At 76.2% G+C, this 15,012-nt stretch carries 1 protein-coding gene (only partly in view); it reads right to left on the reverse strand.

Translation table 11 applies throughout. The annotated features are described in order from the left end of the window. A protein-coding gene (locus Ae505Ps2_RS01065) for a toxin glutamine deamidase domain-containing protein (protein WP_075553337.1) crosses the window boundary here: on the reverse strand, positions 1 to 15,012 show its 3' portion. The gene runs 14,688 nt beyond the window's last position; 15,012 of the gene's 29,700 nt are visible here — the last part of the coding sequence; its start codon lies off the right edge, out of view; the stop codon is at positions 1 to 3.

Genomic DNA, 15,012 nt, shown 5'->3' on the forward strand with positions numbered 1-15,012 from the left:
CTACGGCGTCGGGGGTGTCCGGGCGGACTGACCGCTGTGCCCGGCCCGGACGGCGTCGTCCTCGTGGGCCGACCGGACGGGCTCGCGAGTGGACACGTCGCCGTCGACGTCCCAGCTCGGAACCGCCTCGGAGACCCAGCTCTCGTGAGCCGGCGGGACCGCGGGGCCGGGTGGCACGCCAGGACCGTCGGCGGGGGCGGGGTCACGCGGGGGGTCCCCTCGCATTGGGAGGGGGCTGTCGGAACGGGTGCCGGTCCGGGCCAGCTCGGCGTCGTAGTTCCCCTTGGCCGACCACCAGGCCTCGGCGGCGGCCCGCTCGCGCTCCGCGGCGGCCGACTGGTCGTTCGCGGCGGCATCGGCCCCGGTGCCCCTCTCCGCGGCCCGCAGCTCCGACCGGGCCCGGCCCCACTCCCGGTCCCTGACACCCAGCTGGTGCACCGCGGCCACGAGCGCGGCGGGCAGGCTCTCGCCGCGGTCGGTGCGCCGGACCACGTACCCCTGGTCGAGGTCGACGTCGACGACGCCGGTCCGCCGGCCGGAGCCGAGCGGCACGGACCGGGGCTCGGCGACCACCCTGAACCGGGTCCCGTGCGTGTGGAGGGTGCTGATCGGGCTCACGTCACCCGGCCCGCGTGCGGGGCGTTCGGTGCCGCCCGAGGAGGTCGCGCCGCGCTGCTCGTGCTCGGCCCCGGCCGCGCCCAGCGGCTCCAGGCCCAGCGCCCAGCCCGAGGCCTGGCCGAACGGCTGCCGCCCCTCGGAGTAGGTGTTCGACTCGGGCGGGTGCGGGACCCCGCCGGACACGACGGGCATGGCACCGACGAGGTGCTCGCTGGCGGACCCGTACTCGACGTGCTCCGCGCCGGTCCGGGCGGTGGAGCCACCCAGCCGGATGCGGTCGCTGGCCCCCACCAGCTCGCCGGTGTCGGGGAGCACGGCGTGCAGGGTCAGGTCGAAGCCGGAGCTGGTGGGGACGACCAGGGGCATCCCGTGCTCGAGCTGTTCGCGGGCCGAGGCCGTCAACCGGCTCGGGGTCAGGTCCGCCTGCAGGGCACGGGTGGTCGCCGCGGTGACCGTCCCGCCGCCCTCACGGACGGCCTGCTCGGCGGCCCGGACGAGGTCGCCGGTGTCGCCGGCGAAGTCGACGGCCCGGGCACGGGCGGGATCGGCGGGCAGCGCGGCCGCGTCCGCGGACCGCCAGGCCGCCAGCGCGTCCGGCCGGGCCTCGTCCGCCGACCGGATCGTGGTCCGCGAGGCCGGGACCTGCCGGTGGGCCTGCGGCATACGACCGGCCGGCGTGTCCTCGACCAGGGACCGGAGCTCGACCGTCCGGACCGCGGGGGCAGCGGCGATCCGCTCACCGTGCCGCTCGATCCGCACGTCGAACAGGACCTCTGCACGGTGTGCCGCCAGGACCCCCGACGCCGTCTCCGAGGATTGCCGGGCCGTCGCCCACTCCTCGACCGTCTGCCGGGTCTGGGCCAGCCACTCCCCGACGTAGGCCAGCCCCAGACCGGCCGCGAGGTACGGGGCACCATGTCGAGCGGTACCCGCCTCGGTCGAGGGGACGAACATCCCGCCCGGCACCACGGTCATGATGACCTCGGCCAGGACCCGGCGCAGGGTGCGCGCGGCGGTCCGGGTGAACGTGGAGACCGTCGTCGTCGTGAGCTCGCCGTGGGTCACGCCCAGCGGCTCGGGCGGTGCGAGCAGCTCGGCTCCGACGCGCAGGTCGTAGGTCCGGCCGCTGAGCCGGTCCTCCAACCTCAGCGCGATACCCACCCCGTCGGCCATCGCGTCACGCAACGAGCCCTGCAGGGCCGACAGCAGGGTGTGCGCCTCGCGGTGGCCGTCGTGCGGGGTCGTCACGGCCGAGGACGAGAGCAGTCGTTCGGCCCGCTCCGGCCCGAGCCGGTGCACCAGCTGCTCGCGCAGCAGCGGGAGAGTGTCGCTGAAGTCGACCGGCTGCAGGACGCCGCCCACCCGGTCCGGCGCCGGCAGCGACCGCCCCTCGGGCACCGGTTCGACCGCCGGACGCGACGAGGCGGCCAGGATCGACCCGCCGGGGGTGTGGTCCAGGACCAGCTCCGGCAGGCGGGGCGGTCCGGTCTCCGCGGCGCGGAGGGCGTCCTCCTCCGCCTGCAGGGTCCGGATCGCGTGGAGCTTCTCGTCCGTCACCAGGGCGTGCACTGCTCCCGGCAGCGTGAAGCGCTCCGCGGAGCGTCCCACCGGGGACCGCCCGAACACCTCCCATCGGTCGAGGTTGCCCCGGCGGCTCGCCTCGGCGGCGACGGTGGAGCCCAGGTCGGCCCGGATCAGGTGCAGTGCCCGGGGCTCACCGGAGATCGTGCGTGTGGTCTGCGCGGCAGCACTCTCCCCGTCCCGGAAGGACTGCGAGCCACCCCACAGGCCGATCTCGCCGAGGAACAGGCCGATCGCGTTGCCGGCACCGCCACCGATGGCGCCCGGGTCGCCCGTGGCGAGGTACGCCGGTTCGATCGAGTTCGTCAGCGACCAGCCGCTCCCGGCCTCGCGGGCCAGGACGCTGCCGCCGGTGATCGCCCCCGAGGGCTGCTCCCACACCGTGTCCAGCACCTGAGGTTCGCGGAGGGAGAACGAGACCGCCGCCGCTGCCTGGGTGTCGGCCCGGCGACGCGCCCAGCCGAGCCCGTCCAGGTGCACCGGCCGGGAGAACAGGTGCGGGTCGCCGCGCAGCGCGCTCTGCGAGAGCGCGGTGTCGATCAGGCCGGAGTTCGCTCCGTCGGCGAACCCGAGGGCCGGGTCACCGGAGGCGTCGACGGTCTGGTCGCGCACCGAGGTCCGGACGTGTTCGAGGCCGTGCACCGACAGCAGCCGGATCCCGTCGAGCTCGCGGGACGTGCCCCGGCGCAGCGCCGGGTCCCCGTTCAGCGCGATCCCGGGGAGGGCGGTGCGGTCGGTCGGTACGACGGTGCGCTCCAGCTCGGCGCGCACGGCGGCGGCATCGGACCCGGCGGGCAGTTCGAGCACGACGTCAGCGACGACCGTCCCCGGCGCACGTCCGGCCTCCGCGGCTCCGGGATCGACGATGGTCAGGTCCTGACGGGTCGGGACCCCGAGGCCGGAACCGCCGACGGTGACCCCCCGGACCAGGGCGTTGGGCCGGGACCAGTGGTGCCCGGTGACGGTGTACTCGACCCGGGCCCGGTACCGGTGCAGGGGCTCGGGCACCGGCGCGCCGTCGGCGTCGAGCCGGGGGCCGCGGGCCCCCCCGACGTCGGACCCGGTGGTGTGCCTGATCGTCGTCGAGGTGGAACGGTGGTACCCGAGCTTGCTGTAGAAGGTGGCCAGTGCGAGGTTCCCGGCAAGCTGCGAGTACACCCGGCCGACGACTCCCCCGGTGACCGACCAGCCCCGCTTCGCGGTGTGCTCGCCGCTACCGGTCTCGCCGATCCGCGTGGTCGAGGGGCGCTCCGGGGCGGGGCCCAGGTCGACCAGCTCGCCGTCGAGCCGGGCCGAGACCCGCAGCGCGACGTGGTAGTCGTGGCCGCGGCCGGGTTCGGGGGTGAGCTCGACGGTGAGCGGCCCGTCCACGAGCAGGTCCGGGGTGATGCGGGGCAGCCGGTCCGCCGACAGCGCCGCCTCGACCGCGTCCGTGCGGCCGAGTTCGCGCTCGTGGCGGTCGGAGATCCCGCCGCTCAGCCGGGTGTCGTCGAAAGAGGTGGCGAAGGTCGAGTCCCGCCACGACCACCGGTGGTGGCCCGGCAGCAACGCCACCGAGTCCCGCATGATCGCGGCGAGCTTCTCGCTCGTCGCCTGCGGCTCGGGAGACGCCGACGGGCCTCCCGGGAGGCCGTCCGCCGTGGGGAGGACGCCGGTGCCGGCCGCCTCCTCCGGGGTTGTCCAGTGCTGCGCGGTGAGCGCACGGTCGAAGGTGATCGGCGCCTGGCCCGGGAGGCGGGCCTCCAGGTCGTAGACCGTGCGGTAGCGCACGACCGGGCCCGTCCGGTCCTGCGTCGACTCGTGGGTGGTCGTGCGGTCGTGGGCGTGGGAGGTCTCGGCCGAGCGGCCGCCCGCCCCGAGCGGACCGGCCGCCGCGGTGACCAGGCCGACGTCGACGCCCGCTCCGGCCCCGAGTGAGCCCTCGCCCGCCCGGCTCGCCCGGGTGCCGCCGGCGGCCGTCGCGGCGCCCTTCGTCGTGGTGGACCAGCTCGCTCCCTCGATGGTCTCCAGGTACTCGACCTCCCGGGCGACCGCCCGCAGCTGGAGCCTGCGGCCGTGCGAGCTGAACAGCGAGAGCAGCGGGTTGCTCTTGGGGAGCAACGACACCGAGTCCACCCAGCCGGCGCCGCTGCCGGCCTGGCGCGGGCCGACCGCCATCCGTGGCAGCTGCGAGGCGAGGCCGTCCGCGCTCAGCGCCGTCCGCAGCGCACGCAGGGTGTGGGGGTTCGCCGACCCGATGTGCTCGGCCAGCTGTCGCGCCACGTCCGGCGTCCGCTCCGGGGTGGCGGGCAGTGCCGTCCGCTGGTGCCGTCCGGGCGTCGAGGAGTCCAGGTGCGCGCCCTCCACCAACGACGGAGGCAGGGTCGGCGGCAGCGGCACCGTCGTCCCGGTGCTGCGGAGCCCGACAGGCACGGTCATCCCGGCCGAGACCCGGGGGTCACCGGGACGGTCCCCGACCGTCGTCGTCGGGCCGATCGGGTCGCCTGCGGCGTCGACCCTGGTGAGGCTGAAGCGCAGCGGCACCTCGACCGTACGCATGCCCCGGAACCCGGTGCCGCCCTCGGGCCGCTCGGGCAGCGTCACCGAGATCGCGACCTGCTCGGACTCCGAGCGGACGGCCGTGCGGTGCGTCGACGCCCCGGTCGGCAGGGTCACCCCACCGAGGCCGAACAGACCGGGGACCGCCGGGACGAAGAGGAACCAACGGGTCATCGGCGACCGCGACGACGACGTCGCCGCCGAGGAGCCCCGGTGGGACTCACGGGACGCGCCTGCGGGCTCGGGTGAGCCACCGTGGACCGGGGTCGCCGCCGACCAGTCCGGGGCCACGGTGACGAGGACCTTCTCCCGGCCGACCCGCACGATGCGGCCGTCGAGCAGGGCACCCACGTCGTCCCGGACGGCGTGCCGCAGGGAGGCGAGATCGTTGTCGGCGGGCGGGCGCGGCAACAGTGCGGCGGCCACCGTGACGACGTGGTCGACGCCCGTGGTCGGACCGCTCTGGGTCGCTGGGGCCAGGGTGTTGCCCGGGGCGGGGGCGTAGGCCGGCTCGGGCGTGGGAGCAGCTTCGGGTGCGGGGGTGGGTTCCGGGGCGGCGTCGGTGGGCACGACGTCGGTGGGCACGACGTCGGTGGGCACGCCGTCGGTGGGCACGCCGTCGGTGGATACGCCGTCGGTGGATACGCCGTCGGCCGGCGCGGGATCGTGCAGTCGCAGCAGGTTGCCGTCGCGGCCCGTCGCGACGGCCGAGACGACCACGCCGGCGCCCGGCTCCCGCCGCACCGCGGCGACGACGCCGCCGTCGGACGGAGTCAGCACGACCACGGCTCCCCGGCTGTGGATCATCGACACCGTCTCGGTCCGTCCCGTGGCCGGGTCATGCATCCGGACCAGCGCCGAGCTGCCGTCACCGCCGTGGACCAGGCCGTTGTGGACCTGCACCCAGGCGGCGACGCCGGTGCCGATCTCCGCCAGCGGGGCGCCGAACGTCTGCTCGACCGCATCCGCGGCGGGCTCGGCGACGACCTCCCGTGGGCGTCCACGCCACAGGTCGTGCAGCGCCAGGTGCCCGTCGAGACCGCTGCCCGCCAACTCCTCCCACGCCCCACGATGCAGCGCGAACCGGTCCGTCCGGTCGGTGGTGAACGGGAGCAGATCGCGCACCAGGTTGCGCATCTCGGCCAGTGAGACGGTCGCCCGGGCGAGCGTGTCGACGTCGAAGGGGAGCGGAGAGGTCCGCCGCCGCCACGCGTCGTAGGCGTCCAGCAACGCCGTGCGGTAGGCCTCGTTCCCGTGGTACGCCGCGCGGTCCCGCGCGGTCGCCGCGGCATCGCCGGACGCGGTCGGGTGGTCCGGGGCGGTCGGCTCCGGACGATCGTCCCGGACGACGGGGAGACCCAGCTCCCTCAGCACGTTCTGGATCGCTGCCCACTGGTGGTTGCCCGGCACCAGCCGATCCCGGGCCGTCGGCGTGGTGACCGACGGAAGCGGCCTGCTCGGCAGCTGTGGCCCGCCGAACAGGGCGTCGAGGCGTGCCAGATCGGCCTCGGTGTACACCAGGATGCCGTCGGGGCCCATCAAGGCGCCGTACGTGACGGTCCCGCCGACGGCCGCGGCGTTCCCGTGCGGGCCGTACCTGTCCGGCAGGCCGAACACGTGGGAGAGCTCGTGCGCCGCGACGGCGGACCCCATCGCCTTCAGGCTGCGGATCTGGTCCAGCTGCCAGCGCTCCTGGTGCGACGTGGGCGACTGCCCGCGAACCCACGGCACGTCCTCCACCACGACGACCTGATGCTCGGGGCGGGTGGGCGAGAGATCGAGACTCAGGTACAGCTGGTCCCCGCCGGGAAGCCGGTAGCGGTAGTTGAGCAGCTCCAGCTGTTCGACGGCCAACGCAGTGGCCTCGGCGACCGCGGCCGGGTCACCCACCAGCCGCACTGCGGCGGTGAGCTCACGGACGAAGTGCCCGGGGAACACCTCGTAGCGGCGCACCTCCACCGGCGCGAGGTCGGCGAACCGGGAGATGCCGACGTCCCGTTCACCGGGCGGGAGCACCGTGATGGCGTCGGCCCGCACGAGGGTCACCGGTGCCGCGGCCCGCTGGGCGTCCCAGACGACGTCGCGGCGGTGCAGCTGCTCGGAGTCCGCCGCAGGCTCGTGCCCCTGCTGCCACCGGGGGCCGGTGCGGTGCAGCGGCTCCGCGCGCCCGGAGCGGGCGGCCGGAACCGCGTCCACGGGGGGCGCCTCGGGCACCGATGGCCCGGGCACGAACGGTTCCGGCTCGTCGGCCGGGACGGCCCGCACACGGTCGCCCGTGCTGGTGACCCCTACCGCCGTGAGGCGCGCATCGTCGGGGACGACGACGTGCTCGGCGAGGACGACGCCGCCGTCGGACGGAGTCAGTACGAGCACGTCACCCTCGACCTGCAGCAGGGAGAGCGTCTCGACGCGCCCGTCGCCGGGGTGCTCGATCCGGACCAGCCCGGAGCCGCCGTGGCCACCGCCGTGCAGCGCGTCGGCGAACCGGGCCCACGCGTCCGGGCCGGTGCCGATCTCGACCGGCGGGAACCCGAACGTCCGCTCGATCTCGTCCCGGACGTTCCTCCGACCCCGGTCGCTCTCGGTCGGAGCCCGGGTGCCGACCGGATCGGGGGTCGCGGCCGGTGCGGGCGTCGCGCCAGAGTCCGGCGTGGCGCGGGGGCGGCCCCACCAGAGATCGTGCACCGCCAGGTGCCCGTCGAGACCGGATCCCCGCAGCTGTCGCCAGATCGGCTCGTGCAGCCCGAACACGGCCGTCGGGTCGTCGGCGAACGGGGGCCGCGGAACGGACCGGTGGTCTGTCCGGGGGAAGACCAACGGCACGCCGTCGGCGCCGGTCCCGACCGCCTCGACCCGGCCCAGGTAGCTCAGGTGGTCGGCGGTGGCCGGGACGACGTCGCCGGTGCGCAGCTCGACGAGCTGCACCGTGCCGCCGTCGTTGAGCAGGTTCCAGTGGGTCGGCCCGATCAGCCGGGGGTGTCCCTCTCCGGTCGGTGGAACGGCGGGGTCGCGCTCGAACGCGCCCCAGACCACCGCGTCGGCGCCCGGCCCGGCGGCCCGGACGGTGTCGATGACCGCGCCGAGCGCGGCCGGACCGGTGCCGACCGCGGTCCACGGAGCGCCGAAGGTCCGTTCCAGAATCCGACGGGTACCGACGGGCCCGGACGGCTCCTCGCGCGGGGCGTGCGGCTGCCCGTGCCAGGCCTCGTGCAGCTCGGCGGCGGCGGTGGGACGGGATCCGGAGTAGGTCCAGGCCAGGTCGTCCACCGTCCGGGGCGCCGACGACGTCGTCGTGGCGGAGCCCACCGCGCCGGGATCGAGGACGACGAACGGCGGCACGGTCGGGCTCTGCGTTCCGGACCCACCGGGTTCGGTCGGGTCGCCGGGGCGATCCCCCTGGGGCAAGGAGGACCCGGCGGGGCCGGACCGGTCCGCCGCGGGGTCCGCGACGGCGGGCTCCGGCCGAGGGGTCGGCTCCGGGGTCGGCTCCGGGGTCGGCGCGGTCTCCGGCACGGCCGAGTGGCTGGGCAGCGGCAGCGGCGCCCGACCGCCGGTGACCGCGGCGGCGCGCACCTCGCGGACGGCGGGCAGACCGTCCGGCCCGACCCGCGTCGCGGTACCGGCCCGCGGATCGACGAGCCACTGGGTGTCCCCGTCCTGGAGCAGCACCCAGATGGCGGGAACCGTGCGCGGTCCCCGGCCGGTCTCCCGGGCGGCTTCCACGACGGCCGAGGCGCCGTGTCCCGCGCCCCGGACGGCCGCGGACACCGCGGCCCACGCGTCCGCGCCCACCCCGACGGTGGTCAGCTCGGTGCCGAGTCCCGCGGCGACGACGTCTTCCGCCACGCGGCCGTGGTCCGAGTCGGGTAGCCGGGGAGTCCCGTGCCAGGTCTCCACGACGGCCACGGCGGCGTCCGCGGGGTCGCCCTGCAGCAGGTGTGCCCAGCGGTCCGGCGTCACGAACGGCTGCGGCCGACCGTCCCGGTCGGTGATCGCGGCGGCGAGACGTCCCTCGGCGGTGTGGCCGTTGCGGTCGGCGTGCTCGACCGCGGCGCGGGCCAGCTCGGTCGGCGACGGCGGTACCGGGAGGCCCTGCTCGCGCCAGCGCTGGTAGATCTCGAACGAGTCGTCCCGGCTGGAGCGCAGCCCACGGCCGTCCAGGGCGACGCGGATGGCGTCCATCTGCGGTCGCGTCGGCGTCTCCGGTGCCCGGAAGGGCTGGTGCACGACCGTCCCGGGGTCTCCCGGGGCCGTGCTCCTCCCCGACCGGGTGGGCGCCGGGGGCTCGTCGTCCTCGGGGATCGTGCCCAGCCGCCGCGCGCGGGGCGGCAGCGGCGCGGGCGCCACCGGACGCTGCTGCACCCACTGGGCGGTGCGGCGGTCCAGCTCGGTCTTGGCCTCGGCCCACTCGCGGGCGGCGTCGGCGTAGCGTTCGCCGGCCACGCGGAGGTCGGTCGCGATGCGGCCGGTCGCCTCACCACGCAGGCTCTCCAGCCGACGGCGGTCCTCCGCGGGCGTGTCCAGCCAGAGCTCGTCGTAGCGGTGCTGGACCGCGACGAGCTCCGTGTCGGCGGCGCGCCAGGCGTCGGCGCGCACCTTCTCGTCGGTCATCGCGGCACGCACCTCGGCCGGCATCGGCCCCAGCAGCGCCTCGGCGTCGCGTTCGCCGATGAACAGGCGCAGGTCCCCGCCCCGGACCGTGCCCGTGATGTCCAGGTCGGCGCGACCGGGCCGGGTGAGGACCGCCCCGACCTCGTAGCGGTAGGAGCCGCCGAGGATGCGGACCGAGCCGCCGAGCTTGGTCTCGTGCTCGCGTCCGGTCAGTGGGAGCTGCATGGACCGGTTGCTGGCCGACGACTGTCCCTGGGCGTCGCCGCGCAGGTCGCCGCGGGACTCGTCGACGGTACGGCCGTCCCCGACCAGGCCACTCCGGACACCGCTGGAGACCTCGCTGTAGGGACCGGCGACCGTCGAGGTCATGGAGTTGGACTCCGCACCGACCCCGAGCTGGGCCGACACGGCCTCGGTGTGCAGCGACTCGGGCACGATGCGCAGCCGCGGCGTCAGCGTGGAGCCGGGCAGGCTCGGGTGCGCGACCGGCGGCAGGTCGGTCGGGCCGTCCAGCAGCAGCGGGATCCAGGGGTCGAGGTACTCGGGGGTGAACATCGCGTCGAGGGCGTGGTGGGCGGGCGCCCCCGGGGCCGTCCAGGCCCGAGGGACGTCCGCGGCCCGCAACGCCTGCTGCAACGCGGTCCGGGCGCGCTGCGCGTCGCCGCGGATGTTGCCGAGGACGGTCTCCGGGTCGACCGCCGCCGCCGGACGCATCTGGTTCGGCGGCGGGACCGCAGGGTCGGGCAGGGTGGACAGGAACGACGCCGGGACCCGCTGACGCAGGGTGAACGGCACCGAGGCCAGCGACGGGGTGGTCGTCCCGTCCCGGGACACCGACAGCTCCAGATGTCCGTCGCGGCCGAGGATCGCGGTCGGGCCGTCGGACCCCAGCCAGCGCCAGCCGCGGTAGGTGTGGGCCGTCGCGTCGGGGCGGTGGCTCGTCGACGACCAGGATGCGCCCCCGGCGGCGAGCCCGCCGCCGTAGTGCGGGCTCCCGTCGACGGAGCCCTCCCGGCCCCCCGCGCTGCCACCGATGTCGGCGCTCGGCCCGGACGACACCGCGGTCACACTCATCCGCTGGTCGCTGAGGTACTGCTCGACCTTGGGCGCGTGCCCGTCGTGGACGACCCGCTCCACCCGCGCGGCGTCCGGCGCCGGGTCGGGCACGAACCGCAGGGTCCCGGTCAGGTCGTGGTGGCCGACCACACCGCCGCGGGAGCCGGTGAAGGTCAGGCCGTTGCCGGCCAGGCTGTCCTGCATGCCCTTCAGGTCCGAGGCGGTGAACCCGCGCTGCGGATCGGTGAACCGCTCGGTCACGGTGCGGATGTCGGCCTCCGACAGCACCCCGTCGAAGTGCGCGGGGATCTTCGCCGCCAGGTCGGCGAGGGGTCCGGCGACGCCCTCGTCCATGGCCCAGCCGAGGCCGCCCACCGGCGACGCGGCGCGCAGCCGCGACGGCACCTGCAGCGGCACGTCGGCCGTGTCCGGACGCGGCAGCTCCGGGGGCAGCAGGCCCCAGTCCCGCAGCTGTGCCTCACCCGCGGACACGTAGACCTGCCGGGGCAGGTTCACGTAGCGGGTCGCGGTCCGCTCGGTGGGCGTGCGGAACAGGTCCAGCGCCCGGTTGGTGGCCGTCGTGCGCGCCGTCGCCTTGAACACCCCGTCCATCACGACGACGTAGGAACGGCTGCTGCCCAGGTCGTGGAACGTCTCGCTGGCCCCCGACGTACCGCGCGAGCGGCCCGCCCGGTGCGACGCCCGGTAGCCGCCGTGCACGCCCCCCGATCCGGTCGGGTGCCCGTTCGCGGCGGCGATGTCCTGTGCCGTCAGCGCCGTGTCGTTGGCCTCGACGCCTGCGGTCCCGGTGACGGTGTGCGTGCGGTTGCTGCTGCCCGACGCCAGGCCACCGCTGAAGACGACCTCGCTGCGGGAGCGGTCGACGGGTGGTGCGTGGTCCACCGACAGGATCCGCGGGCGGAACAGCATCAGCTCGCCCTCCCCCGTGCCGCGCTGGTCGAACAGGCGACCCTTGTGCACGAAGACCGGTGTCCCGATCCCCTTCTGCGTCACGGTGCGGTCGTTGGCGATCCGCTCCGGGCCGAAGGTCATGTCGAGGGCGCGGCCGTCGTCGGTGCCGGACCGGGCGAGCACCCCGGCCCCGGTCGTGGCGTCGAAGGCCTGCTCCATCGCCGCGCGGCGGGCGGCCGCCCCGCCGACCCAGGTGAGGATCGTGTCGGGTCGCAGGGTCGGGGCGAGGTTGGTCCTGTTCCGTCCGATCGGGGTCGCCGTCGGTGCGCCCGGCATCGGGACGCGCTGCAGACGCGACGGCGTCCCCGGCTGCAGCATCTCCTCCTTCGGCACGTCGAGGGCGAACGGCTCGGCGACGGGCGGCTCGGCGACGTCGGGCACCGGGGTCCGTTCGACGGCCTGCAGGCCCGGCCGGCCGATGCCGGTGACCCGGCCGAACGCGTTGGTGACGGAGAACCTCTCCGCCGTGACGCGGTAGGTGTTGAGTCCGGTGACGCGGTGCGCGTCGCCGCCGGGGCCTCCGACGCTGCGCCGGCCGGTGACGGTGCCGACCGCGTTCCCGGCGTCGCCGCCGTGGGCGTAGCCGGCACGGGCCGTCCCGCCCAGGTACATCGGGCCGACGTCGAAGCTCAGGCCGAACCGGGCGCCGAAGCCGGCGTCGAACGCGCTGGCCGCGCTCGCCGTGGACTCCGTGCGGTGGCCGGCGCTGCTCTTCGCGGCGACGCCGGCCCGCGGTCCCTCGTCGACGACGCCGGACATCTCCGCGTCGACGCGGACGTGCAGATACTCGGTGTGCCGCACGCCGTCCCGGGCGAACAGCAGGTGCACGCCGCCGTCGTGGAGCTGGTCCGCCGTCGCACCGAGGACGGCGTGGGTGGTCTGGTGGTCGAGCATCCGCCAGCTCTCGCCGAAGCCCTCGACGGTGCCGGCCTTCGACGCGGTGCGGTGTGCCCCGTCGTGGTCGACCAGCGAGGCCATGCCGCCCTCCTCGGAGGCGGCGATCCGCTCGATCCGCTCCCGCAGCCGGGCCGGGGCGTCGCCGAGGGAGTGCACGTGGGCGCGACCGATGCCGCGGCCCGCAGCGAGGTAGGGCGGCAGGGTGTCGGTGCGGGCCGAGCGGGGGGCGTCGCGGATCTCGTCGGGCACCGGGAGACCCGCGTCGCGGGCGTTGTGCGGGTCGTCGGCGAGCAGCGTCTCGACCGGCACCCGCACCGGCGGGGCGGTCTCGCTCGTCGAACCCCAGGCGACCTTCATCTCCAGGTCGAAGTCGACGTCGAAGGCCTGCAGGCGGGTCTGGTCGACGTTGCGCCGGGAGGCGCTGATGTGGTTGGCGGACCACCCGCGGCGGTGGCTCCAGCCCGCACCGACATAGGGACCCAGGTTCAGGAACAGGAACTTCGGGGCGACCCGCCAGCCGCCGCGCAGCTCACCGGACACACCGCGGCCCCGGCTGCGGCCGGACTCGACGCCCCAGTCGATGCGCTGGGACAGCGTCGTCTTGCCGGCGATCGGGCCGCGCCACGACCCGGCCCTGGGGACCAGCCGGGCCATGACGTACGCCGACCGGCCACCGCCCACGCTCAGCTCGTCGGACTTCATCCAGCCGCCGGTCAGCCGCTGGAAGTGGTGGGTGAGGGTGTTGTCGGACAGGAAGTGGGCAAGCCGGTTGTGTCCCGGCGTCCCGGGCCTGACCAGCTCCGGAGGGAGCTGGCCGGCCAGCCGGGCCAGTGCTGCGTCGACGCCGGGGGTGCGGATGTCGAGGACCGTGGCGTTGGACAGTGCGGGGCCGGCGGTGCCGTCGAGCCGGGCGGGGACGCGCCCGCCGGACCGGCGGTCGGCGGTGTCGAACCAGCCGCTCGCGGTGCCGGCGAGGGTACGTGGGCCCGGTCCGACGAGGGCCCCGGTGTCGTCGCGCAGCGTCACGGTGAACCGCACCGGGACGTCGCCGGCCGGGGGGTGCTTGCCGTCGTAGCCGATGTCGACGTTCACGGTCTTGCGTGTGCGGTGGTGCACGGTGTCGCTGCCGCCGAGGGTGACCCCGCCGCCACCGAAGCCGGTGATGGAGCCGCCGGTGCCGACCACCGGGACCGACAGGCCGGAGGTGTGGGCGAGGCCCTCGACGTAGGTGGCGGTGCCCCGGCGGATCTGCTCGGTGCCGTCGGTCGCGGCCGGGGCGTCGGGGCCGCGGACCGGGCCGGGCCGGGCCGGGTCCTGGTCGATCGCGACGACGGCCTCGAAGACGCGGCCCCCGACCCGGACGTCGAACGGCAGGCCGCTGTGCAGCGCCTCCGGCCGGGCACGCAGCATCTCGTCGAGCTGCTCGGCCACCGCCGGTTCCCGACGGCGGTGGCGGCCGGGGACCATCTCGTCGATCAGCTCGGCGACGGCGCGGCGCTGGTCGGCCCCGACGGTCCGCACACGCAGCAGCCGGTCGGGCCCCGGGCCGGCGGTGCGGGTCGCCGATCCCGTCCCGGCGGGCCCGGCGCCGCGCCGGGGGCCGGGGTCCGGGCCCGTCCAGGGGGCCAGGACGTCGTCGTCGAACCGGTAGCGGCCCGACTCCAGGTCGTCGCGCAGCGCGCGCACCGCGTTCGGGTCGCGGGGCGCGTCGAGGTCCACCAGACCCCGGGTCTCCAGGTACCCGTGCAGACGGCCGGCGACGAAGCCGTCCTCGGCCAGGCGCGGGGAGCCCAGCAGCGCACCGAGGAACGGGGACCCGGGCGGGGCGACCATCAACCCGGTGGGCGGCGTTCCCGAGCCGTCGTCGGGGCGGGTGAGCAGGGGGAACAGCGGCTCGCCGTCGGTGAGACCGCGGGGCATCAGCGGCATCACCTCAGGCAGCGGCTCCAGGGTGTCCGGGAGGACACCGGGCTCGGCCCAGATGCCCCCGTCGCGGTGCAGGACGGCGACGGCGACGTCGGCGCCGGCCCGGTCGAGGTCGTCGGTGAGCAGGCGGCTGAGGATGCGGTCCGAGGCGCGGGTTCCGGCGGGGAACTCGGTGGCGACGTCGCGGACGGTGAACCCGCGTCGGTCCAGGCTGACCCGCGCGGTCTCGGTGAGTCGTCCCGCGTCGGTCCAGACGTGCACGGCGGCGGGGTCACCGGTCCGCTGCGCCCACGCGGCCAGCGACCGCAGGCTCCGGGAGTCGAGCCGGCCGTTCAGCAGGGGGACGTGCACCCGGCGCGGGACGTCGGCGAGGTGACGCCCCTGCGGGTCGCCCATCACGGTGCGCCGGACCGGCTGGTCGACGAGCGCCTGCACCCCGCGCGACGGGGGCGGGACGACGCCGTCGGGCGCGTCGACGGCGGACCGGGCGGTGACCCGGACCCCGCCCTCGACGTCGGCGAGCAGGCCGCGCAGGTACACGGCGGCCGCGGTGGCGCGGGCGTGGCCGGTGGCGCGACGGTGCGCGACGTCGTCGCGCGGGCGGCCCGCCCGGTCGGTGTCGGCGTCGCCCAGCTGCCGGCGCACGGCGCCGAGGAGCCGGTCGGCGTGGTGTCCGATGCCGTCGCCGACGAGCTGTAGGCGGGGCGGCGGCAGCCCCAGGGCGCGGGCCAGGCGGGCCCGTTCGCGGACCTGTTCGGCGATGCTCTGCAGCTCGCGTCGGGCGGCGGCGTCCAGGCGGGTGGCGCCGCTGCG

It is taken from the genome of Pseudonocardia sp. Ae505_Ps2 (assembly GCF_001932425.1).
GTDB lineage: Bacteria > Actinomycetota > Actinomycetes > Mycobacteriales > Pseudonocardiaceae > Pseudonocardia.